General features: G+C 68.9%; 21 protein-coding genes. 7 read left to right on the top strand and 14 right to left on the bottom strand.

Annotated features, from left to right (window positions below):
• Positions 1-30: 30 nt before the first annotated feature.
• The 11 genes from U9J39_RS22780 to U9J39_RS22730 all read right to left on the bottom strand — a co-directional run bounded on the left by U9J39_RS22780 (position 31) and on the right by U9J39_RS22730 (position 10,636).
• The gene (locus tag U9J39_RS22780; RefSeq protein WP_116313584.1) at positions 31-1,005 is read right to left on the bottom strand and encodes a VOC family protein; all 975 of its coding nucleotides are present in this window, start codon (positions 1,003-1,005) and stop codon (positions 31-33) included.
• 23 nt (positions 1,006-1,028) lie between these two features.
• Positions 1,029-2,507 (bottom strand): aldehyde dehydrogenase, encoded by a 1,479-nt coding sequence (locus U9J39_RS22775; protein WP_326348146.1) that lies wholly within the window; start codon positions 2,505-2,507, stop codon positions 1,029-1,031.
• 40 nt (positions 2,508-2,547) lie between these two features.
• A complete protein-coding gene (locus U9J39_RS22770; protein WP_115681542.1) occupies positions 2,548-3,348 on the bottom strand; it encodes an aspartate dehydrogenase in 801 nt (266 codons plus the stop codon).
• 12 nt (positions 3,349-3,360) lie between these two features.
• A complete protein-coding gene (locus tag U9J39_RS22765; RefSeq protein ID WP_326348145.1) occupies positions 3,361-5,076 on the bottom strand; it encodes a thiamine pyrophosphate-binding protein in 1,716 nt (571 codons plus the stop codon).
• Positions 5,069-5,872 (bottom strand): SDR family oxidoreductase, encoded by an 804-nt coding sequence (locus tag U9J39_RS22760; RefSeq protein ID WP_115712614.1) that lies wholly within the window; start codon positions 5,870-5,872, stop codon positions 5,069-5,071. Before U9J39_RS22760 ends, U9J39_RS22765 begins: the two co-directional genes overlap by 8 nt.
• Positions 5,873-5,877: 5 nt before the next feature.
• Positions 5,878-6,729 carry an IclR family transcriptional regulator gene (locus U9J39_RS22755; protein ID WP_116313581.1) on the bottom strand — a complete coding sequence of 284 codons (852 nt, stop codon included), beginning with the start codon at positions 6,727-6,729 and terminating at the stop codon, positions 5,878-5,880.
• A 32-nt stretch (positions 6,730-6,761) separates the two neighbouring features.
• On the bottom strand, positions 6,762-7,298 hold the full coding sequence (locus U9J39_RS22750) for a cupin domain-containing protein (RefSeq protein WP_115712610.1): 537 nt from the start codon (positions 7,296-7,298) through the stop codon (positions 6,762-6,764).
• Positions 7,299-7,333: 35 nt separating this feature from the next.
• Positions 7,334-8,107 (bottom strand): SDR family oxidoreductase, encoded by a 774-nt coding sequence (locus U9J39_RS22745; RefSeq protein ID WP_326348144.1) that lies wholly within the window; start codon positions 8,105-8,107, stop codon positions 7,334-7,336.
• Positions 8,100-9,161, bottom strand: coding sequence for an aromatic ring-hydroxylating dioxygenase subunit alpha (locus U9J39_RS22740; RefSeq protein WP_115712606.1), 1,062 nt, complete (start codon positions 9,159-9,161; stop codon positions 8,100-8,102). The genes U9J39_RS22745 and U9J39_RS22740 overlap by 8 nt, the downstream gene beginning before the upstream one ends.
• A gap of 39 nt (positions 9,162-9,200) precedes the next feature.
• The gene (locus U9J39_RS22735; RefSeq protein ID WP_240987740.1) at positions 9,201-9,506 is read right to left on the bottom strand and encodes a recombinase-like helix-turn-helix domain-containing protein; all 306 of its coding nucleotides are present in this window, start codon (positions 9,504-9,506) and stop codon (positions 9,201-9,203) included.
• 251 nt (positions 9,507-9,757) lie between these two features.
• The gene (locus tag U9J39_RS22730; RefSeq protein WP_326348143.1) at positions 9,758-10,636 is read right to left on the bottom strand and encodes an alpha/beta fold hydrolase; all 879 of its coding nucleotides are present in this window, start codon (positions 10,634-10,636) and stop codon (positions 9,758-9,760) included.
• 323 nt (positions 10,637-10,959) lie between these two features.
• On the opposite strand from U9J39_RS22730, the gene U9J39_RS22725 reads away from it, so the two are divergent.
• From U9J39_RS22725 to U9J39_RS22715, 3 genes are all read left to right on the top strand, one after another.
• Entirely contained in the window at positions 10,960-12,063 is a 1,104-nt protein-coding gene (locus tag U9J39_RS22725) for a porin (RefSeq protein WP_115712600.1), read from the top strand.
• Between the two features lie 100 nt (positions 12,064-12,163).
• On the top strand, positions 12,164-13,162 hold the full coding sequence (locus U9J39_RS22720; RefSeq protein WP_115712598.1) for a Bug family tripartite tricarboxylate transporter substrate binding protein: 999 nt from the start codon (positions 12,164-12,166) through the stop codon (positions 13,160-13,162).
• 145 nt (positions 13,163-13,307) lie between these two features.
• Entirely contained in the window at positions 13,308-13,799 is a 492-nt protein-coding gene (locus tag U9J39_RS22715) for a DUF421 domain-containing protein (protein WP_115712596.1), read from the top strand.
• Between the two features lie 67 nt (positions 13,800-13,866).
• Here U9J39_RS22715 and U9J39_RS22710 read toward each other — a convergent pair whose 3' ends face one another.
• Both U9J39_RS22710 and U9J39_RS22705 read right to left on the bottom strand, forming a co-directional pair.
• Positions 13,867-15,450, bottom strand: coding sequence for a fatty acid--CoA ligase (locus tag U9J39_RS22710; RefSeq protein WP_115712594.1), 1,584 nt, complete (start codon positions 15,448-15,450; stop codon positions 13,867-13,869).
• A 77-nt stretch (positions 15,451-15,527) separates the two neighbouring features.
• On the bottom strand, positions 15,528-16,310 hold the full coding sequence (locus U9J39_RS22705; protein WP_115712592.1) for an SDR family NAD(P)-dependent oxidoreductase: 783 nt from the start codon (positions 16,308-16,310) through the stop codon (positions 15,528-15,530).
• 272 nt (positions 16,311-16,582) lie between these two features.
• Between U9J39_RS22705 and U9J39_RS22700 the strand changes: the two genes are divergently transcribed.
• Positions 16,583-18,877, top strand: a complete 2,295-nt coding sequence (locus tag U9J39_RS22700) for a mechanosensitive ion channel family protein (protein WP_115712591.1) — start codon at positions 16,583-16,585, stop codon at positions 18,875-18,877.
• Positions 18,878-19,182: 305 nt separating this feature from the next.
• Positions 19,183-20,343: a helix-turn-helix transcriptional regulator gene (locus U9J39_RS22695; protein ID WP_115712589.1), complete on the top strand. Its 1,161-nt coding sequence runs from the start codon at positions 19,183-19,185 to the stop codon at positions 20,341-20,343.
• A 17-nt stretch (positions 20,344-20,360) separates the two neighbouring features.
• Here U9J39_RS22695 and U9J39_RS22690 read toward each other — a convergent pair whose 3' ends face one another.
• A complete protein-coding gene (locus U9J39_RS22690; protein ID WP_116313575.1) occupies positions 20,361-21,251 on the bottom strand; it encodes a LysR family transcriptional regulator in 891 nt (296 codons plus the stop codon).
• Positions 21,252-21,356: 105 nt separating this feature from the next.
• Between U9J39_RS22690 and U9J39_RS22685 the strand changes: the two genes are divergently transcribed.
• Together U9J39_RS22685 and U9J39_RS22680 are read left to right on the top strand one after the other, a co-directional pair.
• Positions 21,357-22,580, top strand: a complete 1,224-nt coding sequence (locus U9J39_RS22685) for a CaiB/BaiF CoA transferase family protein (protein WP_115712585.1) — start codon at positions 21,357-21,359, stop codon at positions 22,578-22,580.
• The gene (locus U9J39_RS22680) at positions 22,577-23,038 is read left to right on the top strand and encodes a MaoC family dehydratase (protein WP_252667636.1); all 462 of its coding nucleotides are present in this window, start codon (positions 22,577-22,579) and stop codon (positions 23,036-23,038) included. Before U9J39_RS22685 ends, U9J39_RS22680 begins: the two co-directional genes overlap by 4 nt.
• Positions 23,039-23,071 lie beyond the last annotated feature (33 nt).

Genomic DNA, 23,071 nt, shown 5'->3' with positions numbered 1-23,071 from the left:
TGCTGCTTCCTTCTGTTGCGCTTCTCTCTCTTACCGCTTCTCGGTCAGGAACTTGCCTGCCGGGCCGCCGGCGTTCTTCTGGCGGCGGGTGTTGCCGTCGATGCCGCCCTCGATCGCCCATTCGGCGAACATGGTCGGGCCCGGCTCGAAGGCGCGCGCCTCCCAGTGTTCGTCGAGCTGGTCTTCATCGGCGTAGTACTCGATCAGGCCGCCGGCCGGGTTCTTGAAATACCAGAAGTAGGCCGAGGAAATCGGGTGCCGGCCCGGGCCGAGCTGCGTGTCCCAGCCCTTGCGCGAGACGTGCATACCGCCGCCAAACACTTCGTGGATATCGCGCACGGTGAACGCGACGTGGTTCAGCCCGCTCTTCGGTTCCGGCAGCTGCAGCAGGAACAGGTCGTGGTGGCCGCCGTCCGCGGTGCAGCGCAGGAACGCGCCGCGGTCCGGGTAGCGGTCGGACGGCACGAAGCCGAACTTCTCCACATAGAACTGCTCGGTGGCCTTGACGTCCTTCACGAAAAACACCACGTGGCCGACTTCGATCGGCGTGGCGTGGTCGTAGATCGGGCTGCGCTGGTTCATGCGCGGCTTGTCGTTCCACGTATTCATCAGCGCGCATTCGACCTGCACGTCATGCTTGCGCGTAACCTGGAAACGCACCGCCAGGCCATTCGGGTCGGTGCAGCCGATGCGCAGCGCGGCGCCTTCGCCTTGCTTCACAAAGCCCGGCGCATCGGCGATCGCGTCAGCCAGATGGTCGAGCGATGCCTGCGACTCGACTCCCCACACCACTTCGCGCAGCGTCGGGCCGGCCTCGATCGCGGGCGGCAGCGACGGATCGTCGATGCGGCGCACCAGCACGCGGCAGCCGTTCAGCGTTTCGAAGTCCAGGCCCTGCGCGTCATCGCGCTTGATGGCCAGGCCCCAGTCCGAGAAAAAGCCACGGCAGGCGTCAAAGTCATCCGCGCCGTAGACGATCTCGTCGATTCCCAATACCTTGATCATTGCTTCTCTCCTGCGTGCCGGGTTCAGTGGCTGGCCCACGGCAGCGGTTGTTCGTTCAGGCCCCAGTACACGCTTTTCTGCTCCATGTACTGCAGGATGCCCAGCCGTCCCTTCTCGCGGCCCAGGCCGCTGTCGCGCCAGCCGCCGAAGGGCGTCGAGATCGAGAACTGCTTGTAGGTGTTGATCCACACATTGCCCGCCTGCACCGCACGTGCCACGCGCCACGCGCGCTTGTAGTCGCGCGTCCAGATGCCGGCGGCAAGCGCGTAGACGCTGTCGTTGGCCTGTTCGATCAGGTCGTCCTCGTCGTCGAAGGGGATCGCCACCAGCACCGGGCCGAAGATTTCTTCCTGGCTGATGCGGGCATGGTTATCCAGCCCTTCGATGATGGTCGGCGTGTAGAAATAGCCGTTGGGCAGGCCGGCCACGTCCGGACGCACGCCCCCGGTGCGCAGTTGCCCGCCTTCGTCCACGCCGGCGGCGACATACGACTCGATCGAATCGCGGTGGCGGTCGGTGATCAGTGGCCCCATCTGGGTACGTTCGTCGGCGGGATCGCCCACGCGCAGCTGCGCGGCGCCGTGCGCGAGGCGGTCGATAAAAGCCTCGTACTGCGAACGCGCGACAAACAGGCGCGAGCCGGCGATGCACGACTCGCCCGACGAGCTGAAGATGCCGTACAGCACGCCGTTGACCGCGTGGTCCAGATCGGCATCATCGAACACCATGGTCGGCGACTTGCCGCCCAGCTCCAGCGACACCGGCATCATCTTGTCGGCGGCGATATGCGCGATGTGCTTGCCGGTGGTGGTGCCGCCGGTGAACGACACGCGGCGCACCAGCGGATGCTTGGTGATGGCGTCGCCGATCACCGAGCCCTTGCCCGGCAGCACGCTGATCAGTCCCTTGGGCACGCCGGCTTCTTCGCAGATGCGCGCCAGTTCCAGTGCCATCAGTGGCGTGACTTCGGCCGGCTTGACCACCACGGCATTGCCGGCGGCGAGCGCGGGCGCCATCTTCTGCGCTTCGCTGGCGATCGGCGAATTCCACGGCGTGATCGCCGCGACCACGCCCATCGGCTCGTAGACGCTCATGGTCAGGCAGTCGCCGCGCTGCGGCGTGATGGTTTCTTCCAGCGTCTCGCAGGCGGCGGCAAAGAACTGGAAGGTGCCGGCGGCGCTGGCGACCAGCGCGCGCGTTTCGCTGATGGGCTTGCCGTTATCGAGGCGCTGGCGTTGTGCCAGCGGTTCGGCTTGTGCGCGAATCAGTTCGGCCACGCGGTACAGCACGGCGGCGCGCTCGTGCGGCTTGCGCCGGGCCCAGCCGCTGGTGAGGAAGGCGTGGTGGGCGCCCTGCACTGCCTCTTCCACGTCAGCCAGGCTGGCGGCGTTGAGTTCGGCCACCACCTCGCCGGTAGCCGGGTAGCGGGTGCCGTAGCGGTCGCCGGTCCCCAGGCGCCATTCGCCGGCGATGCAGATGGGGAGTACTTCTTGCGTCTTCATTGTCGTTGCCTGCTAAGTCTGTGGGGCGTGGCTGCCGGGGCTAGATCGATACCGCGTGCGCGCGGTTGCCCAGTGCGCGCACCACGCTGAACACCGTCAGCGCGGAAGTCTTGGGATTCGCCGCGAGCGGCTTGCCCCGCATCGTCAGTTCAAACCCGCCGAACGCTCCGCGCGCTTCCACGTGGTGCACGTTCTCCACCGCATGCGGGTCGGCCAGCAGCTTGACCGAGGTGCGGTCCAGGCCGAGGCCTGCCAGCGACACCGTGGCGGCGACATTGGCGTTCTTCGGATACAGGCGCGCCGCATCGCGCGCCGTGCCTTCGAAGATCACCGTGGCTTCGGTCAGCGCATCCAGATCGAAGAGCTGCTCGGCCGGGGTGCCAGTCCAGGCGCGCGCCGGCTTGCGTCCGGTGTAGATCACTTCATCCAGCCCGCCGACACGCGCCGCGGCCAGCGCGTCGATGGCGCCGATCGCGCCCGACAGCAGCTGCACCTGGGTGCCGCCGCGGCGCGCCGCCGCTTCCAGCCGCTCGGCCATGCCGGGTTCGGACAGCGCGCCCACCGACACCACCATGCACGGGATGCCGCGCTCCAGCGCCGGCACGATGTGCTCTTCCAGCGCATGGTGGCCGGCGCACTCGACCAGCAGGTCGGGCCGCTGGTCGTCCAGGTGGGTAGCGACGCGGGCACGCGGTGCCAGCGCGGAGACCGCGCCACGGGCCTCGTCCATCGTGTGTTCCGGCACGATCACCACGTCAAACACCACGTCCGGATCGCTCTTGAGCAATTCCAGCACGCCGCGGCCGATCGCGCCGCAGCCAACCATGGACACATGCAGCATTGCGGCTCTCCCTCAGGCGGTGACAGTGGTTTGTTCGCGGGCCGGCTCTTCGTTGTCCTTGTTCACCGGGGGGCCGGCGAAGATGGTCTTGAAGGAACCGATCGACAGCATGTCGATTTCCAGCAGGAACGGGCCGGATTCGGCCTTGGCCGCCTCGAGCGCGGCACCGACCTCGGCCAGGTTGCTGACGCGCGCGTGGCGCAGCGACAGCGACTTCGCCAGCGTGGCGTAGTCCGGCGTATGCAGGTCCACATAGTGGCGGCGGCCGCCGTATTGCGCGTCCTGGATGTTCTTGATGACGCCGTAGCCCTTGTCGTTCATCAGCACGATGACCATGTCGGCGCGCTCCTGCACCGCCGTGGCCAGTTCGCCCAGGTTCAGGATGAAGCCGCCGTCGCCGGCCAGCGTGAAGGTCTTCTTGCCCGAAGCCGTGGCCGCGGCGCCGATCGCGGCGCCGATGCCCATCGCCAGGCCCTGGCCGATGCCGCCGCCCAGCGCATGCACGCCGGCGCGGGAGTCGAAGATGCGCAGCTGGCGGTTGCCCCAGGTGCTGTTCGACACGGTCACGTCGCGCACCCAGTTGAAGTTGCGGCCGACCGCGCCCTGCAGCGCCTGCACCAGCGCCGAGTACGGGCCCAGGCCATCGACCAGGCTGTTGACCGCGGTGTCGTGCGCGCGGCGCAGGTCGGCGGCGAAGGCCGGGTCGATCTGCATGCGCTTTTCGAGCCGATCCGCCAGGGCGTCAAGCGCCAGCGCGGCGTCGCCGCTGACAAAGTAGTCGCTCATATAGCAGCGGCCTTCGGCGGCGGGATCGGCGTCGATGCGCAGCAGCGGGCGCGGCAGCTTCAGTTCGTACTTCAGGGTTTCATTGCCGCGCAGGCGCGAGCCCACCACCAGCATCGCGTCGCAGCTCTGGTAAAAGGCCTCGACCGGCTTGTGCAGGTTGAACGCGCCCAGCGAGCGCGGATCGTCTTCCGGCACGATGCCGCGGCCCTGGGTGCTGGTGACCACGCCGAAGCCCAGGTCCAGCAGGCGCTGCACCTGCTTGCTGGCATGGCGCGCGCCGCCGCCCAGCCACAGCAGCGGGCGCTTCGCCTTCACCAGGCGCTCGGCCAGCGCGTCCAGCCCGTGCGCCGACGGCACGTGCTGCGGCACCGGCAGCGGCTGCAGGTCGGCCGGCAGGTCGATCAGCGCGGCCTGGATGTCGATGGGGATCTCCACGCTGACCGGGCCGGTCGGTGCCGTCAGCGCGGTCTGCACCGCCAGCTTGATGGTGCTGATCGCGGTATCGGCGCTGCGGATGCGGAACGCGGCCTTCGACACGGCCTTCAGCATGCTGAGCTGGTCCGGCGCTTCGTGGATGTAGGCCAGGCTCTGGTCCAGGTACGGGGTCTCGATCTGGCCGGTGATATGGAGCATCGGCGTGCCGGCGGTCAGCGCTTCGACCATGGCGCCGGCGGCGTTGCCCGCGGCGGTGCCGGTACTGGTCAGGCACACGCCCAGGCCGCCGGTGGTGCGGGCGTAGGCGTCGGCCATATTGGTGCCGCCCGCTTCGCCGCGCGCCGGCACGAAGCGGATCTTGCCGCGCTCGCCCATGGCGTCGAGGATCGGCATGTTGTGGATCGAGATCACGCCGAACGCGGCCTTGACCCCGCACTGCTCGAGAAACGCCGTGATGGCGCAGCCGACGGTGACCTGCGGTTGTTCGTACTGGTGTTGATTAGGCATGACGGGAGTGTCCTCCGGAGATATCGATATGGCTGCCCGTGGTGTACGAAGACAACGGCGAGGCAAGGAACAGGATGGCGCGGGCTGCCTCGACAGGCAGGCCCAGGCGGCCAAGGGGAATATGTTTCTGCTGGGCCAGGCGCGCGGTCCACGCGGCCCAGTCCAGGTGGCGGTCTGCTTCGGGGCGCGCCTCGAAGCGGCGGCGCCACTGGCCCGATTCGACCAGCCCGATCAGGATGCCGTTGACGCGGACACCCCTGGGCGCGAATTCGGTGGCCATCGAGCGCACCAGGTTCAGCACGCCGGCGCGCGCGGCGGAGGTGGCCACCATGTGCGGCTCGGGCTGCTGCGCCAGCAGCGAGTTGACGCACACGATCGCGCCCTGGCCGGACTTCTCCAGTTGCGGCAGGAACGCGCGCGTCGGGTGGATCACGGAGAAGAACTTGAGCTGCAGTTCGTCCATCCAGGCCGCGTCTTCGGTATTGGCAAAGGTGGACACACGGCCCTGGCCGGCGTTGTTGACCAGCATGTCGACGTTGCCCAGCTTCTGCTGCACGTCGGCCGCGAAGGCGGCAACCTGCTCCGGCTTGAGCACGTCGCAGGTGGCGGCATAAAGCCGGCAGCCGGCGAATTTCTCTCGCAGCTGCGCTTCGGCGCTGCGCAGGCGCGCTTCGTCGCGGCCGCACATGGCGACGCCGGCGCCCGCTTCGAGCAGCAGCTCGACGGTCGCCAGCCCGATGCCGGAGGACCCGCCGGTGACGACGGCAACCTTGCCGCCGAGTTCAATCATGGACATTGTCCTCACTCCCGATACAGATTCACGACCTTGCCGGCGCTGTGCAGCGACGGCCGGTAGTCGAGCAGGCGCGACAGCTCGCCCGCGGTGTTCCTCACCTTCTCCACCATCGCGTCCAGCTGTTCCGGATCGATATGCGCGGCGGGGATGGTGGCGCCCAGCGCCGCCACCACCTTGCCGGTGCGGTCGCGCACCGGCGCGGCAATGGTCGAGATGCTCGATTCGAAAAAGCCTTCCTGCAGCACGTAGCCGCGCTCGCGGTCGCGCTGGACGATGGCGAAGAGCGCATCGACCGTGCGCGGCGTGCTGTCGGAGAACACTTCCAGCTGCGGCTCCGGGTAAAGTGCGCGCAGGTCCGCCAGCGACAGGTCTTCCAGCAGCACCCGGCCCAGCACCGTGGCATGCGCGGGCAAGCGCGTGCCGACGTTGACCGAGCTGGCGAAGGGCCGCGGCGACACCGCCTTGGCCACGTAGACGATCGAACGGCCGTCGCGCACCACCAGGTTGGTCGGGTAGCCGATCTCGTCGCGAAGCCGCTCCAGCAGCGGTCGGCCCAGCTCGGTCAGCTCCAGCGACGCCAGGTACTCGAACCCGAGCCGCAGCACCGCCATGCCCAGCCGGAAATCCCGCCCGCCATCGGCGCGCTCGACAAAGCCCAGCATTTCCAGCGTGGCCAGCAGGCGGAACACGGTGGAGCGCGGCACCTTCAGGCGGCGCGCCAGTTCCGCGGCCGACATGGTGCGGTCCTTGCTGCTGAACTCGCCGAGCAGGCGCAGGCCGCGTTCCAGGCCCGGAACGATGTACTTGTCCGGGGTCTCGTTGGCGGCTGGCGTCGTCGGGATGGCGTTGGTGCTCATGGTCGGGGCATGCGGTCGGGCCGATGGGCGCGTCAGCGCTTGACCTTGGTCAGCGGATGCTCGGGCGGGTAGGTCGGCGTGATCGGCTTCTTGGCGCCGAGCATCACGCACATCAGCGCGTCTTCCTCGCCGATATTGATTTCCTCGCGGTACACGCCCGGCGGCACCGAGACCAGGTCGCGGTCGGTCAGGATGGTCTCGAAGCGCTCGCCATCCTTTTCCAGGATCAGCTTGATCTTGCCGCGCAGGATGAAGAACACCTCCTCCACGTCGGTGTGCAGGTGCGACGGGCCTTCATGGCCGGCCGGGATGATCATCGTCGAGAAGGTGAAGTGCTCCGACGGCACGGTGTTGGTGTCCGCGGCCACGCCGGTGCCGCCGGTGCCCAGGTAGCGCATCTGCGCGCGGCGGTACTTGGGGTCGTAGTCGGCCTGGAACTTCAGCGCGTCCCAGTCGTACTTGCGCGTGGAGAAGCGCGCCACGCGGCTTTCCATCCACTGGTCGAACGAGGCGCCGTCCGGCTGGTCCCAGGAACGTTTGATGTTTTGCTGTTGGGAAAGATCGCTCATTTGGATTCCTTCGGTTTTCTTCAGTGGATTTCGGATCAATGCATGACAAAGCCGCCGTTGACCGCCAGCGTCTGGCCGGTCACGAACCGGGCGAGGTCGGACAATGCAAACAGCACCGCGCCGCAAACATCGTCGGGCAGTTGCTCGCGCGAGATCGCGCGTTGCTCGCGGTACAGGTCGTGCCGGTGCTGGGGCACGTACTCGGTGGCTTCGACCAGCGTCAGGCCCGGCGCCACGGCGTTGACCGTGATCTGGTCGGGGCCCAGTTCGCGTGCCAGCGAACGGGTCATGCCGATGATGGCGCTCTTGCTGGCCACGTAGGCGAGCAGGTTGGGCGCGCCCCACAGCGGCGTGTCAGAGGCCAGGTTGACCACCGCGCCACGTCCGCTGGCGCGCAGCGCCGGCAGGCAGGCGGCAGTCATCAGCCAGGTGCCGCGCACGTTGACGTTCATCACGCGGTCCCAGGTGGCAATGTCGATGGCGCTGGCGTCGCGGCCGCCGGAGTCGGTCACGGCGGCGTTGTTGACCAGGCCGTCGAGGCCGCCCAGTGCCTTCACCGCGGCGTCGGCGCAAGCCTGCACCGAGGCGGGATCCGACAGGTCCAGCGTGACCGGCACCACCTTCAGGCCGCGGGCGCGCAGTGCGTCGGCTTCCTGCTGCAGGCGTTCGGCCAGGATATCGGCCATGGCCACGCTGGCGCCGGCTTCGGCCAGCGACCTGGCGAAGGCAAGGCCCAGGCCGCGCGCGGCACCGGTGACCAGCACCTTGCGGCCGGCCAGCAGCGTGTTGTTGGCGATGGACTCAGGCATGGCTGGCGGCTCCGGCGGGCTTCAGCATGGCAACCGGCTCGTCGGCGACTTCCTGCTCGGCGCGGCGCTTGAGCAGACGGCGCACGCGGGTGATGCCGGCGTCGTGCTGGTACAGCATCTCGTGGTCGCGGGCGTTCGGGGCCATCATTTCCAGCACCACGCGGTCCTGCTCCAGCACGTCCCAGTGCAACTGCTCCAGGCGGTTGCGATACAGGAAGCGCCACACGTCGCGTTCCCAGCCCTGCACGTGGCGGGTACGCCAGAAGAACACCATGCAGTGGTCTTCATCCACCGGCGTGGCCATGCCGACGATGCCGAACGGACCGCCGGGGCCGACCTTGGCGCGGTACGGGATCGCCAGGCGCAGCCACAGCGTGCCGGTCTCGCCGAATTCCACCCAGTCGAAGTTGACGCCGCGCTGGCCGGTCTTCTCGAACACCAGGCCGTGCTCGGTCTCGCGGATCTGCATCACCGCGGACTTCTCGCCGGAGGCCATCGAGTGCGACACCGCATGCAGGTAGGCGCCGTGCATCGGGTCCATCACGTTGTCGATGGCGTAGCGGTAGTTGCAGTCCCAGTGCGCCACGCACAGGAAGTTGCTGTGTTCGTCGCTGACCAGCTCTTCCGGCAGGCGCAGCTCGTCGGGGCTGCCCTCGCCTTGCGGGGCCTGGTCGCCGAACCACAGGAAGATCGCGCCGGCCTTTTCCTGCACCGGATAGCTGCGCACGCAGGTGCGGCCTTCCAGCGGGCAGCTTTCCACCGCCGGCACGCTCTTGACCTGGCCGTCGCCACCGACTTCCACGCCGTGGTACCAGCAGGCGACACGGTCGCCCAGGTTCCAGCCCATCGACAGGCGCGCGCCGCGGTGCGGGCAGCGGTCTTCCAGCGCGTGGACCTGGCCGGCGCCATCGCGCCACAGCACGATGTTCTGGCTCAGGCGGGTGATGCCGATCGGGGCGTGGGACACGGCCCACGAGGCGGCGACGGGGTACCAGTAGTTGCGCAGGCCGGTGTTGAGGCGGGCTTCGGCGCGGGCTTGCTTGTTCGATTCCATGTGGTTCTCGCTTAGACGCTGTGCTGGGGCGGCGGGGGCTCAGGCGCCCAGGCGGCGCATTTCCGACAGGAAGCGCTCTTCGGTCCAGGGCTGGCTGTCGACGGTCAGGAAGCCGGCGGCGTTGAACGCGCGCACGATGTCCTGCGGGTTCTGCGCGCCGCCCTCGAAGGCAGCTTCGAGCGCGTCGCCCAGCGCGTTCTCATAAGCGCTCGGGGCGCTGGCGCGGGTCTGCCAGACGATGTTGGCGACCTTGCCGGGTCGCTCGATATGGCCCTTGCCTGCCACGTTGTTCGGCGCCGGACGCTCCCAGGGCACCAGGTTCGGGTTGTACGAGAGGCTTTCCATTGCGCTTGGCTCCATGTCTTGCAGCTGGGGGACCGTGTTCCGCGTGCGTGGTCGGCCGGTCTGCTGGCTGCCGCGCTACGTTTTACTAATGAAACACTGGTTTAGATATTGAACACAGGTACGACTATAGACAACGACGGCCTAAAAATTGACTGGGGTTAACCCGCGACTGGGCAGATTGCCCGGCGGCGCGGCGCAAGCGAGGCGCCGCCAAGGCGGGACGCGGCGACAGGACGCCGCAGGGCGAGGAGTTACTGGCCGGCCGGCAGGGCCGAACGAATCAAACGCGCCGTGGCGGCGGCCTGGTCGATATAGCAGGCGTGCCCGGCATCCGGGATCAGCGCGAACGGCAGGCCGAAGCGTTCTGCCAGCGCCGCGCAGGCCGGCGGCGTGGTGACGATATCGCGGCCGCCGCAGGCGATCTGCGTTGGCAGCCGGTCGGGGCGCCGCGCCAGGTAGGCATCGATGTCGTCGCCGCACAGCATCGCCACCGCCTGGCGATAGCCGTCCGGGTTCAGCCGCCGCATGTTCCAGCGCACCCAGGCCTGCGCGCCCGCATCGGCCGCTTCGCTGAGCAGCCGGGCCGGGCCGCGCTGCGCCAGCCCGTCGACGCCCAGCGAAGCCAGCGCCTCCAGGCGCTGGCTTGCCACCGCGTTGGCCTGCGCCTCCTTGCCAGGCGCGCCGTAGCCTTGCGCCACGCTCAGCAGCAGCAGGCGATCTGGTAGCTCGCGCGCGGTGGCGGCATAGGCGGCCGCCGTCAGCGCGCCCAGCGAATGCCCGATCACCAGCGTCGGCTGCACGCCGAGCGCCGCCAGCAGGCCCTCGAGTCGCCGCGCATAGTCCACGGCCAGCGGCCGGGCCTGCGCCAGCGGCGAGGAATCGCCGTAGCCCGGCGCGTCCCAGGCGATCACGCGCGCATGCGCGGCGAGCAGGCTGGCGCAGGGCAGCCACGACGCCGCCCCGGAGCTGATGCCATGCAGCAGCACCACCACCGGCCCGGAGCCGCCGCCGCAGCGGTAGGCCACGCGCTCGCCATCCACCTGCGCCACGCGCTGGGCAAAGCCGCTGTCCAGGGCGTCGAGCACGCCACGGTCCGGTTCGACAAGCGTCTGACGCTGATTTTGTTCCATATATAAAACCATAGTTGGCAAATAAAACCCTTTAAGCATAGGCGCTGCACAAGGGCTACCGGGATCAGGGTTAACGATAGGCCTCCCTCCAAACGGCGTCGCCACGCCAACCGGCGCCGTCCGGGCCCGCCGCTTTAGGGATAACCCTCCTCACATGTTCCGGAAAGTCACGGCTATATTTTGCCAAGCGTTTCTTATGTTGTTTGATGTTCCATATATAAAACACAAAAGAGACGAAGATGACATCCGGTGCCGCCATCCGCAGGGGTACCGGAGCACAAGAGCAAAACACCACAAGACGGAAAACGGAAGGAAACTGGTAGATGAAACTTGCACGAACCGCCGCGGCGCTGCTTGCGGCCTCCCCCCTGCTGGCCTCGGCGCAATCGGCGCAATCGTCCGTGACGCTGTACGGCGTGATCGACAGCGGCGTCGAATACGTCAGCAATGTCGGCGCCAACGGCGACGGCCTGGTGCGCATGCCCAACAACACCGCCACGGTGCCGTCGCGCTGGGGTATCCGCGGCACGGAGGACCTTGGCGGCGGGCTGAAGGGCCTGTTCGTGCTGGAATCGGGCTTCTCGCCGGACACCGGCAGCGCCAACCAGGGCGGCCGCCTGTTCGGGCGCCAGGCGCTGGTGGGCCTGAGCAACCCCTACGGCCAACTGTCGTTCGGCCGCCAGTACACCATGCTGTTCTGGGCCATCCTGGACAGCGATATCCTGGGGCCCAACGTCTACGGCTCCGGCTCGCTGGACAGCTACCTGCCCAATACGCGCGCCGACAATGCGGTCGCGTACAAGGCCAACTTCAACGGTTTCGTCGTCGGCGCCACCTACAGCTTCGGGCGCGACGCGGTCAACGCCGGGCCCAGCCCCGCCGGCACCAACTGCGCGGGCGAGAACCCCGCCGACAAGAAGGCGTGCCGCGAATGGTCGGCCATGGTCGGCTACGACAACAAGACCTGGGGCGTGATCGCGGCGTACGACTCGCAGCGCGGTGGCCCCGGCGCTTTCGGCGGCCTGACCAGCAGCAACCTGACCGACGACCGCCTGTCGCTGGGCGGCTACATGCTGCTGAAGAACACCAAGCTCGGCGCCGGCTGGATCCGCCGCGACAACGAGGGCAGCCCGACGCCGGTCAGCGACCTGTACTACGCCGGCGTCTCGCACGACATCACGCCCGCGGTCAACCTGGCCGGGCAGGTGTACTTCCTGAACTATCACGGCAGCGACAACCAGGCCATGCTGTACGCGCTGCGCGCGACCTACAGTTTCAGCAAGCGCACCTCGGTCTATGCCACCGCGGGCTTTATCAACAACGGTGGCCAGCTTGCCATGTCGGTCAGCGGCGGCTCGCCCGGTTCGGCCCCGCGTCCGGGCGAGAACCAGTGGGGCTCGATGCTCGGCATCAAGCACATTTTCTGAGTCCGTCGATCCATCGTCGCCGCCGGCGCCGCGCGCCGGATTCCACTCCACGCGGCACCGCCCCCGGGCCGGTGCCCGGTTTTACCGAGGTCTGAAGATCATGAAGTCCGCACGACGCCACCTCCTGGCCACCCTGGCCGCCGCCACGCTCGCTCCCGCCGCCTTGCTGGGCGCCAACGGCGCGCTGGCCCAGGGTTCGTACCCGAGCAAGCCCGTCACCATCGTCGTCGCCTACCCCGCCGGCGGCGACGTCGACGTGCTGGCACGCATGCTGGCCGAGAAGCTCGCCCCGCGCCTGAAGCAATCCGTGGTGGTGGAAAACCGCACCGGCGCCGCAGGCACCATCGGCAGCGCCTACGTGGCGCGCGCCAACCCGGACGGCCACACGCTGCTGCTGGCGCCCAACACCGTCGCCATCGCGCCGCTGGTGCTGCGCGCCGGCACCGGCGCCAGCTACGACGTGCAGCAAGACTTCACGCCGATCAGCCAGATCGGCACGCAGTCGCTGTTCGTGGTGGTCAACAAGGGCACCGGCATCACCAAGGTCAGCGACCTGGTGGCGCGCGCCAAGGCCGGCAAGGTCGAGACCTATGCCACCCCGGGCAACGGCTCGCCGATGCACATCATGGGCGAGCTGTTCAACAAGTCTGCCGGCATCAAGATCAGCCAGGTGCCATACCGCGGCCTGGCGCCCGCCATCGTCGACGTGATCGGCGGCCAGGTGCCGGTCACCTACATCACCTACGGCGCGATTTCGCAGTACGTCGGCAACGGCAGCCTGGTGCCGCTGGCGGTGGCCGACCAGAAACGCTCGCCGTTCGCGCCCAACGTGCCGACGCTGGCCGAACTCGGCTACAAGGATGTCGAGATCGGCGCCTGGCAGGCGCTGCTGGGGCCGAAGAACATGCCGCCCGAGGTGGTGCGCACGCTCAACGCGCACGTCAACGAGATCCTGAAAATGCCCGACGTGGTGGCGCGCATGGCCACCATCGCCGTCACGCCATCCGGCGGCGAGCCGGCCGTTCTGTCCAGGCTGATCGCCAGCGATACCTCGCGCTACACCAAGGTCGTGAAGGAGTTCGGCATCCAGGCCGACTGACCGTGGTTCGCAAGCACGGCCAGCGAGGCCGCTGCGTGCCTGTAAGAACTACCCTTCGATACCTGCGATATAGCGGCGCCGGCGCCACGGCGCGGCCGCTCCAGCGCTGTCCGCCGGCTGGCAAGAAAGTTGCACCGGTGCCGGCATGGACTTTTCTATCGACTGGCGTGAAGCGCTCTTCTTCACCGTCTCGCCGCTCGAAACCATCGTGCGCGGCACGGTCATGTACTGGTCGCTGTTCCTGCTGTTCCGCTTCGTGGTGCGGCGCGATATCGGCTCGATGGGCATCGCCGACCTGCTGCTGATTGTCATCGTCGCCGACGCGGCGCAGAACGGCATGGCGGGCAAGGGCGAAGGCGTGGCCGACGCCGTGCTGCTGGTAATCACGCTGATCGCCTGGAACCGGCTGATCGACTTCCTCGCCTACAAATACCCGGGCTTCCAGCGCTTTGCCGAAGCCAAGAAGGTGCTGCTGGTGCGCGACGGCGTCAAACTGCACGAGAACATGCGGCGCGAGAACATCACCGACGAGGAACTCGAGGCCAAGTACCGCCAGCATGGCGTCGATTCCATCGAAGGCGTCAAGGCCCTCTACCTGGAAGCCGACGGCAAGGTCAGCGTGATCAAGAAGGAGTAGGCCTCCGGGCCCGCCACAAGCAAAAGCCCGCCGGGTCGCGGCGGGCTTTTGTCGTGCGGGGCGGGCTTCAGTTCACCTGCCGGTTCATGCCTTCCCAGAAAGGCTCGCGCAGCTTGCGGCGCAGCAGCTTGCCCGACGGGTTGCGCGGCAGCGCATCGACGAACTCGATGCTCTTCGGCACCTTGAACCCGGCCACACGCTGGCGCGTCCAGGCGAGGATGGCATCGCGGTCGGCCGCCTGCCCCGGCTTGAGCACGACGATGGCCTTGACCGCCTCGCCCCACTTCTCGTCCGGCACGCCGATCACGGCCACGTCGGCCACCTGCGGATGGCCGTAGATGGCGCTTTCGACCTCGGCCGGATAGACGTTCTCGCCGCCGCTGATGATCATGTCCTTGACGCGGTCGTGGATGTACAGGTAGCCCTCGGCATCCATGTAGCCGGCGTCGCCGGTGCGCAGCCAGCCGTCGGCATCGATGGTGCGCGCGGTCTCTTCGGGCTGCTTCCAGTAGCCGGCCATGTTGTGCTGCGAGCGCACCACCACCTCGCCGACCTCACCCGGCGCCAGCTTGCGCCCTTCGTAATCCACCACCCTCAGCTCGACCCCCGGCAGCGCCTTGCCCGCGGCGCGCATGCGCGGCACCTCGTCGGTGGTGTGGTCCTCGGGCGGCAGCGCGACGATGGTGCCGGTGGTCTCGGTCATGCCGTACTGCTGCACGAAGCCGCAGCCGAACACCTCGATGCCCTCGCGCAGCAGCGCCGCGGGAATCGGCGCGGCGCCGTACAGCAGGTACTTCAGGCGCGAATAGTCGACCTGGCGCGCGCGCGGGTCGCGCAGCACGATCTGCATCGCGGCCGGCACCAGGAACAGCTTGCTGACACGCTCGTGCTCGATGAAGTCGAGCACCGCGCGCGGATCGAACTCGCGCGCGACCACGCCCTTGGCGCCCGACAGCAGGTTGCGCAGGCCCCAGCCGGAGCCGCCGATATGCGCCACCGGCATCGCCACCAGCGAAATATCGTCGGCCACCCAATGCGACCACGCCAGGTGTTCGCGCTCGCTGACCTCGGTGCCGATGGTCAGGTTGCGGTGCGTCAGCATCGCCCCCTTGGGCCGCCCGGTGGTGCCGGACGTGTACAGTTGCAGCACCACGTCGTGCGCGGCCGGCTCATGGGCGGGCGGCGTGGCCGGATGCGCGTCGCGCCAGCCGGTGTAGCACGGCGAGTCGCCCTGCCCGGCGCACGGCTCCATCACCACCACCTTGCGCACCAGCGGCAGCGCCGGCAGCAGGTTGCGCACCATCGCCGCCGACTCGGCACCGACAAACAGCACCACCGCATCGCAATGCGCGAGGATGAACTCGACCTCGGGCGGCGCCAGGCGCCAGCTGGCCGGCGCCATCACCGCGCCGGTCTTGCCCGCGCCCAGCAGCAGTTCGAAATAGTGGTCGCTGTTCTTGCCGACATAGGCGATGCGATCGCCCGCGCGCACGCCTTCGGCCAGCAGGGCCTGCGCCACGCGGTCCGTGTTGCGCTCGAATTCGGCGTAGGTGGTCTGCCGGCCTTCGAACGAATACGCCACCGCCTCCGGCCGCAGGCGCGCGAAATGGCGCACCGCGTGAGGCAGCGTCGTCAGATAGCTGAAATCCATCCGCGTCTCCCAAAGATTTCATGCCATGGGCGGACTCGCGCGACGCGGGTCGCCCATGGCGACAGGCAAGAGGGGGTTTAGCGCGGCGCCATGCGGATGGCGCCATCCAGGCGCACCGACTCGCCGTTGAAATAGCCGTTGCGGCACATCTCGACGGCCAGCGACGCAAACTCTTCCGGCTGCCCCAGGCGCTTGGGGAATGGCACCGAGGCGGCCAGCGCGGCCTTGACGTTATCGGCCGCGCCCTGCAGCAGCGGCGTATTGAAGATGCCCGGCAGGATGGTGTTGACGCGGATGCCCTCGCCCGCCAGGTCGCGCGCGATCGGCAGCGTCATGCCGACCACGCCGGCCTTCGACGCCGAGTACGCCGCCTGCCCCATCTGGCCGTCCTGCGCCGCCACCGACGCGGTGTTGATGATCACGCCGCGCTCGCCGCCCGCGGTGTCCAGCGTCAGCATGCCGGCGGCCGAACGCGCGATGCAGCGGAACGTGCCGATCAGGTTGATCTGGATGATGCGCTCGAAGGCATCGGACGGGAAATGCTTGATCTGGTCCGGCGCCTCCTTGGAGCGCGAGGCGGTCTTGATCGCATTGCCGGTGCCGGCGCAGTTGACCAGGATGCGCTCCTGGCCGATGGCGGCGCGTGCCTTGGCAAAGCCGGCCTCGACCTCGGCCTCGGAGGTCACGTTGACCTGGCAGAACACGCCGCCGAGTTCACGCGCCAGCGCCTCGCCCTTCTCGGCGTTCAGGTCGAACAGTGCCACGCGCACGCCCTGTGCCGCCAGCGCCCGCGCCGTTGCCGCGCCCAGTCCCGAAGCGCCGCCCGTCACTACTGCCGATACCGATGCATTGAGTTCCATGCCGTCTTTCCTTTGTCTCTTGTTGCCGTGCGGCCGGCGCTGCCCGACCGCGTTCTGGTTGAAGCCGGCAGGCGCGAAAAACGCCTGTACCGGAGTGGGTTCGAGATTCGGGGATCGGGGCCGCCGATGCATCGTCTGAAGCGACGAATGCGACGAATGCGCCCGATGCGCGCGCCAGAACGCCGCCCGGCACACCACGCGACCGATGCGTTACAGTGGCGCGATCGATGGCCATTCCGGCGCCGGTGCAAGCCGGCAGACGATCACCCGCCATGCGCAAACCCGAACCTCACGCCTTTGCCCGGCGCCGCCGGCATGCCGCCCTGGCCTGGCTGGCCGGCCTGCTGGCGCTGCTGTGCGCCATGCCCGTGGCTCCGGCCGGCCCGCTCGCCGCCTTGCTGGCGCCGGCGGAAAAACCCGCGGCCGCCGCCAGCGCCCCCGCCGCCAGCATGCCGCTGGCGCAGTCGCTGGACCAGGTCATCGCCACGCTGCAGGACGACGGCGCGCGGCGCGCGCTGGTAGGCCAGCTGCAAACCCTGCGGCAGGGCCTGGCGGCGTCAGCCGCAATGGCGCCGCCGGCCGCGGCCTCGGCCCCCGGGCTGATCGGTGCCATGGCGCAGGTGCTGGACGAAGTCGACTCGCACCTGCGCGAAGACCGCGGCCCGTGGCAATACTGGGGCTGGCGCTCGCGCTTCGCGGCCGAGGAATGGCGCGCCGCGCTGACGCAAGGCGGCACGCGCACCGGCCTGGACTCGCTGCGCGAATTCGCGCTGGTGCTGGCGGCATGGGCGGTGTGCGGCTGGCTGCTGTACGAGGCCGGCCACCGGCTGCGGCGGCGGCGCACCGCGGGCACCGCGCGCGCGCCGCGCGGCAAGCTGCCGGAACTGCCCTCGTGGGTCGACGTCGGCCTCTACATGCTGCGCCATATCGGGCCCTGGGTGGTGGCATTCGGGCTGACGCTGTTGCTGGCCCGGCACCTGTTCGCGCAGTCGCCGGCCAGCGTCGCCGCGGTGCTGGTGGCCTACGCGATCGTGGCCGGCGCGATCGCCGCGGCGGTGTGCCAGGTCATCTTCGCGCTGTTCCGCAGCGCACACCGGCAGCTGGCGGTGCGGCAACTGCTGGCGCGTTCGCCGTGGCTGCTGTTCTGCACCGGCGCGCTGGCGGCACTGGGCAACGGCGCCGCCGACGGCCGCATGGTCGCGTTGCTGGGCAGCAACCTGTCGGCGCTGGTCTCCACCCTGGCCAATATCGCCGCGGCGCTCGGCATCGGTGCGTTCGCGCTGTGTTTTCGGCGCCAGATCGGCCAGCTGATCAGCCAGCGGCCGTTGCCCTTCCGCCAGGCCCATCCCGCCGTGACCGACCTGCTGCGCCTGGCCGGCCACGCCTGGCACCTGCCGGTGCTGGCCGTGGTGGTGGCGTCAGTGATCGGCACGGTGCTGGCCACGGGGCATGCCGACGTGTTCCTGCGCCGCACGGTGGCATCGGTGGCACTGTTTGTCGCCGCGCTGCTGATGACGATGGTGCTGGGGCGCTCGCCCAAGGCCGACGCGCGCGCGCCGCGCATCCGCGACCGGCGCCGCTCGGCCTACCTGCAGCGCTTCGGGCGCTTTGCGCTGGCGCTGGCGCGTGTGGTGGTGTGGGCAGGGTTCGTGGAAATGGTCATGCGCGTGTGGGGCTCTTCGCTGGTGCGGCTGGCCGAGTCGTCGGCCGCCGGACGCCACCTGACCGAGGCCGCGTTGCGCGTCACCGGTACGGTGCTGCTGGCCTGGCTGGTCTGGCTGCTGATCGATACCGCCATCACGCAGTCCTTGTCGCCCGCGCACGCGCGCGCGGCACAGCCCAGCCTGCGCGCCAGGACCATCCTGCCGCTGGTGCGCAATGCCTCGTTCATCGGCCTGCTGGTGCTCACCGTGATCGTGGTGCTCGCCAACCTGGGGGTCAACGTGACGCCGCTGCTGGCCGGCGCGGGAGTGGTCGGCCTGGCCATCGGCTTCGGCGCGCAAAGCCTGGTGCAGGACCTGATCACCGGCCTGTTTATCGTGGTCGAGGATTCCATCGCCATCGGCGACTCGATCGAGCTGCCCGACCACGCCGGCGTGGTCGAGGCCATGACCATCCGCACCGTCAAGCTGCGCGACGGCCGCGGCGCGCTGCATACGCTGCCATACAGCCAGATCAAGGCCGTCAAGAATCTCTCGCGCGGCTACGGCTATGCCGTGCTCAGTATCGGCATCAGCTACCAGAGCGACCTGGACCGGGCGCTGGAACTGATCCGTGCCACCGGCGCCGAGCTGGCGCGCGACCTCCGCTTCGGCCACAAGCTGATGTCCGGGCTCGAGATCCTCGGCCTGGATCGCTTCGACCCGAGCGGCCCGGTGGTGCTGGCACAGATCAAGACCCGGCCGCTGATGCAGGCGGAAATCACGCGTGCCTTCAATGCCAGGCTCAAGCGCAACTTCGACGCCAGCGGCATCCGCATGGCATCACCGAACCTGACCATCCAGGTGGACGGCGGGACGGCGGAGCTGCCCGTCGGGGAACTGGCGCCGAAAGGCGCGCCGCCGTGACCGCTGGCCCATGCCGGCGGCTCATCCGTACCCGGGGGTTATGCGCCCGGGAACCCCGGCCGGGTGGGGACTTAATAAAAATCTTGCGCCGCACAATCGGGGTTTCCCCCCCCAAGCACGGGGTATAAAACATACAACATTGTTTGGCATGATTGCGGCACGGCAAGCGCGACCTACTTGGCGCTGCCGGCAGCAGCCGTATCGGCGCCACTACAGAACGCCAGAACGGAACCGATAGTACGTAGGGATGTGGCCACTTGCCGTGGCGCAGAGCAAGAGGCGTTTGCCACCGGGGGGATCTGAACATGGGCGAACACCCGACAACAGACGAGGACTTCCATCGTCTGGTCGACTCCATCTATGAGTCCGCGCTGGATGTCGCGGCCATGCCCGCCGCCCTCGATCTCTTTTCACGATACACCTGCACCGTCAGCCCCCGCTACCTGATCTGGGACAAGCTGGCCGGCCATGCCCGGCTGGGCGTGACCCCGCACGGCTGCTTCACCACAGGGGCCACCCTGCCGGACTGCCTGCCCGGACCGCTCGACTGGTCTGGCCACGGCGCCGGCCACGCCCCGCTGGACGCCGCCCCGCTGTGCTGCGGCGGTGCCGCCGCAGCGGCGCCGCCGCTGGCCTGCCGCGAGCTGGAACAGGGCATCCGGCTGGTCGAGAACGCCGAAGTCTGCGTGCTGATGAGCGGCACCAACGCCGGCAGCATCAGCGCGGGCCAGCGCGAGCGGCGCCTGTCCCACGTCATGCCGCACTGGGTGCGCGCCGCGCGCATGCAGCAGCGCAACTTTGAACTGAGCGGGCTGGCCAGCCTGGGCCTGGCCGGGCTCGACACCCTGGATTTCGGCGTGATGGTGCTGCAGGCCGACCTGCGCGTGCGCTATGCCAACAGCTGGGCCGAAGCGCTGGTGCAGGCCGACAGCCATCTGTCGCTGCAGGACGGCGTGCTGCGCGCCCACAGCGACACGCTGCAGGCGGTGCTGCGCAAGCTGCTCGACGGCGCCATGCGCGGCCGCGGCGCCGACGCCGCGTCCGGCTCCTGGATGCATATCACCTCGGGCGGGCAGCCGGTGCCCATCATCGTCACCCCGCTGGTGTCGCGCCAGCCGGTGGAGGGCCCGTGGCAGCTGCCGGCGGCAATGCTGCTGCTGGGCAACTCCGAATCGCGCTCGGTGCTGGATGCCGGCGTGCTGACCTCGCTGTTCGGGCTGTCGCGCAAGGAAAGCATCATTGCCATCCGGCTGGCCGCCGGCGAAACCCTCAATGAAATCGCCGAGCGCGAGTTCCTCTCGCCCCATACCGTGCGCGTGCATATCCGCGACACGCTGCGCAAGACCGGCACGCACCGCCAGTCCGAGCTGGTGCGGCTGCTGCACCTGCTGCCCGGCGTGAACCTGGAGCGCGCCGGCGTGACTTCCGCGGTGCGGCCGCGCGCCCCGCGCCCACGCGCCGCCTGAGGCGGCGCACCGCTGCACTACCTCACCGCGGCCTGCGCCGCCGCCAGGAAGCGCTGGACCTGGCGGTCGCCGTCATCGGGCCGCGCCGCCAGCGCAATGCCGATGCGGCCCGCCGGGCGCGGGCTCGACAACGGCAGGAAGCGCACGCGCTGGTTGGCGTAGCGCGCCGCCACGCTCGGCACCAGTGCCACCCCCAGCCCGCTTTCCACCAGGCTCACCTGGGTCTGCACCTGCACCGCCTCCTGCGTGACGCGCGGCACGAAGCCCGCCTGCTGGCACAGCATCATCGCCACCGCATGCAGGTTCGGCACCTGCGCCGCCGGGTACATGATGAAGGGCTGGTCGGCCAGCGCGCGCAGCGCGATCGCGTCGGCGCGCGCCATCGGGCTGTCAGCCGGCACGGCGGCTACGAAGACATCGTTCTCCAGCGGCGTGAGCACATAGCCGCCGCTGCTCAGGATCGGGAAGCGCACCAGCCCGGCATCGATCTGGTGCTTTTCCAGCCGGTCGAGGATCGCGGCGGTGGTCGATTCATGCAGGATCAGCTCGATGCCGGGATGCGCGGCGCGGAATGCCGGGATCAGCTTGGGCAGCAGCGCATAGGTGGCCGAGCCGATAAAGCCGATGCGCAATGCGCCGCGCTCGCCCTGCCCCGCCGCCATCGCCGCGGCGCGCGCCTGCTGCGCGTGGAACAGCGCCCGGCGCGCGTCATGCAGCGCGGCTTCGCCCGCCTGCGTCAGCCGCACCCCGCGCGAGGTGCGCACGAACAGCGCCGTGCCGAGCTGTTCCTCGAGCTTGCGGATCGAAATCGAAAGGGGCGGCTGCGCCATGTGCAGCCGCTCGGCGGCGCGGTGGAAATTGCCGGTCTCGGCCAGGGCGACGAACTGCTGCAGTTGGCGCAGGTCCATGGTCTCCAATATCCAGAGGATATCGATTGCTAAAAAACTAATATTAGACCAGCCGGTCCGCGCTGATCTACCCTGTGGCCCACAGTACAAAAGACCGGAGACACTATGCTGCCGCTTGCAGGCATCCGCGTGGTCGACCTGTCCACGGTGGTGATGGGGCCGTATGCCAGCCAGTGGCTGGCCGACCTGGGCGCCGACGTGATCAAGGTCGAGCCGCCCGAGGGCGATTCGACGCGCCGCACCGGGCCCGCCGCCGAACCCGGCATGGCGGCGATCTTCCTGGGGGTCAATCGCGGCAAGCGCAGCGTAGTGCTGGACCTGAAGCAGCCGGCGGCACAGGCGGCGCTGGCGCGCGTGCTGGAACGCGCCGACGTGCTGATGCACAGCATGCGCCCGCAGAAGCTGGCGGCGCTCGGGCTGGATCCCGACACGGTGCGGGCGCGGCATCCGGACCTGGTCTTCGTCAGCCTGCTCGGCTTTGCCGAGGACGGCCCCTATGGCGGCCGGCCGGCCTACGACGACATCATCCAGGGCCTGTCCGGCAATGCCGCGCTGATGGCGGCGCAGACCGGCGACAGCCGCTACTTCCCGACCATTGCCGCGGACAAGACCAGCGGGCTGGTGGCGGCGCTGTCGGTGTGCGCGGCGCTGGCCGGCCGCGCCCGGCGCCAGGCCGGCGGCGGCAGCGGGCATGGCACGCTGGTCGAGGTGCCGATGTTCGAATCGATGGTGGCGTTCAACCTGGTCGAGCACTTCTACGGCCGGCATTTCGACCCGCCGCGCGGCCCGAGCGGTTATCCGCGCGTGCTGGCGCCGTTGCGCCGCCCGTACCGCAGCGCCGACGGCCATGTCTGCATGATGCCGTACACCGATGCGCACTGGCGCGACTTCTTCCATGCCGCCGGCCGTCCGGAGCTGGCCGCCGATGCGCGCTTTGCCGACATCGCCGCCCGCACCGAGCATATCGAGACCCTGTACGAACTGACCGGCGAGATCGTGCAGGCGCACAGCACCGCGCACTGGGTGGGCTTGTGCGAACGCCTGCAGATCCCGGTGGCGCGCATCAATACGCTCGACGACCTGCCCCAAGATCCGCACCTGGCCGCCACCGGCTTTTTCGAGACCGCCGACGATCCGGCCATGGGCAAGCTCCGCTTTCCCGGCGCGCCGGTGCGTTTCGACGGCCAGCGCGCACCGCTGGCGGTGCCGCCGCGGCTGGGCGAACACACCCACGCGGTGCTGGCCGAAGCCGGGCTCGGCACCGAGCAGATCGCGCAACTGCAACAGAGCGGCGCGGCGCGCTGCGCCCCCGCCACGGAGACACCATGACGCATGCAGAACTGCCCCGCCTGGGCCAGGGCTTCTACTGGCAAGACCTGCACGAGGGCCAGGCCTTCCGCACCTTCTCCCGCACCGTGACCGAGACCGACCTGGTCAACTTCATCTCGGTCACCGGCATGGTCGAGGCCATCTTTATCGAAGCCGGCTACGACGGCGGCGCGATCCAGGGCCGGCCGGTGCCGGCGGCGCTGACCTATACGCTGATCGAAGGCTTCATCCTGCAGACCATGATCCAGGGCACCGGGCTGGCGATGCTGGAGCTGACGCAGCAGATCCACGGCCCGGTGCTGGTCGGCGACACCATCCACGCCACCGTGACCGTGACCGGCATCCGCCCGACCTCGCGCAGCGGCCGCGCCGTGGTGGATTCGCGCATCGAGGTGTTCAACCAGCGCGGCGAACAGGTGATGACCTATACCGCGCGCCGGCTGCTGGCGGGCCGGTGACGCTGCGCGGAATCCAAAGCACGCCTCTGCCAT

The organism is Cupriavidus sp. SS-3, from assembly GCF_035818815.1.
Lineage (GTDB): Bacteria > Pseudomonadota > Gammaproteobacteria > Burkholderiales > Burkholderiaceae > Cupriavidus > Cupriavidus taiwanensis_C.
The sequence above is the reverse complement of the archived record's forward strand: the minus strand, read 5'-3'. Positions and strand labels throughout refer to the sequence as shown.

What these genes read in the sequence shown, in the direction of transcription:
- U9J39_RS22780 (WP_116313584.1), bottom strand. Translation starts at nt 1,005, where the DNA reads ATGATCAAGGTATTGGGAATCGACGAGATCGTCTACGGCGCGGATGAC.
- U9J39_RS22775 (WP_326348146.1), bottom strand. Translation starts at nt 2,507, where the DNA reads ATGAAGACGCAAGAAGTACTCCCCATCTGCATCGCCGGCGAATGGCGC.
- U9J39_RS22770 (WP_115681542.1), bottom strand. Translation starts at nt 3,348, where the DNA reads ATGCTGCATGTGTCCATGGTTGGCTGCGGCGCGATCGGCCGCGGCGTG.
- U9J39_RS22765 (WP_326348145.1), bottom strand. Translation starts at nt 5,076, where the DNA reads ATGCCTAATCAACACCAGTACGAACAACCGCAGGTCACCGTCGGCTGC.
- U9J39_RS22760 (WP_115712614.1), bottom strand. Translation starts at nt 5,872, where the DNA reads ATGTCCATGATTGAACTCGGCGGCAAGGTTGCCGTCGTCACCGGCGGG.
- U9J39_RS22755 (WP_116313581.1), bottom strand. Translation starts at nt 6,729, where the DNA reads ATGAGCACCAACGCCATCCCGACGACGCCAGCCGCCAACGAGACCCCG.
- U9J39_RS22750 (WP_115712610.1), bottom strand. Translation starts at nt 7,298, where the DNA reads ATGAGCGATCTTTCCCAACAGCAAAACATCAAACGTTCCTGGGACCAG.
- U9J39_RS22745 (WP_326348144.1), bottom strand. Translation starts at nt 8,107, where the DNA reads ATGCCTGAGTCCATCGCCAACAACACGCTGCTGGCCGGCCGCAAGGTG.
- U9J39_RS22740 (WP_115712606.1), bottom strand. Translation starts at nt 9,161, where the DNA reads ATGGAATCGAACAAGCAAGCCCGCGCCGAAGCCCGCCTCAACACCGGC.
- U9J39_RS22735 (WP_240987740.1), bottom strand. Translation starts at nt 9,506, where the DNA reads ATGGAAAGCCTCTCGTACAACCCGAACCTGGTGCCCTGGGAGCGTCCG.
- U9J39_RS22730 (WP_326348143.1), bottom strand. Translation starts at nt 10,636, where the DNA reads ATGGAACAAAATCAGCGTCAGACGCTTGTCGAACCGGACCGTGGCGTG.
- U9J39_RS22725 (WP_115712600.1), top strand. Translation starts at nt 10,960, where the DNA reads ATGAAACTTGCACGAACCGCCGCGGCGCTGCTTGCGGCCTCCCCCCTG.
- U9J39_RS22720 (WP_115712598.1), top strand. Translation starts at nt 12,164, where the DNA reads ATGAAGTCCGCACGACGCCACCTCCTGGCCACCCTGGCCGCCGCCACG.
- U9J39_RS22715 (WP_115712596.1), top strand. Translation starts at nt 13,308, where the DNA reads ATGGACTTTTCTATCGACTGGCGTGAAGCGCTCTTCTTCACCGTCTCG.
- U9J39_RS22710 (WP_115712594.1), bottom strand. Translation starts at nt 15,450, where the DNA reads ATGGATTTCAGCTATCTGACGACGCTGCCTCACGCGGTGCGCCATTTC.
- U9J39_RS22705 (WP_115712592.1), bottom strand. Translation starts at nt 16,310, where the DNA reads ATGGAACTCAATGCATCGGTATCGGCAGTAGTGACGGGCGGCGCTTCG.
- U9J39_RS22700 (WP_115712591.1), top strand. Translation starts at nt 16,583, where the DNA reads ATGCGCAAACCCGAACCTCACGCCTTTGCCCGGCGCCGCCGGCATGCC.
- U9J39_RS22695 (WP_115712589.1), top strand. Translation starts at nt 19,183, where the DNA reads ATGGGCGAACACCCGACAACAGACGAGGACTTCCATCGTCTGGTCGAC.
- U9J39_RS22690 (WP_116313575.1), bottom strand. Translation starts at nt 21,251, where the DNA reads ATGGACCTGCGCCAACTGCAGCAGTTCGTCGCCCTGGCCGAGACCGGC.
- U9J39_RS22685 (WP_115712585.1), top strand. Translation starts at nt 21,357, where the DNA reads ATGCTGCCGCTTGCAGGCATCCGCGTGGTCGACCTGTCCACGGTGGTG.
- U9J39_RS22680 (WP_252667636.1), top strand. Translation starts at nt 22,577, where the DNA reads ATGACGCATGCAGAACTGCCCCGCCTGGGCCAGGGCTTCTACTGGCAA.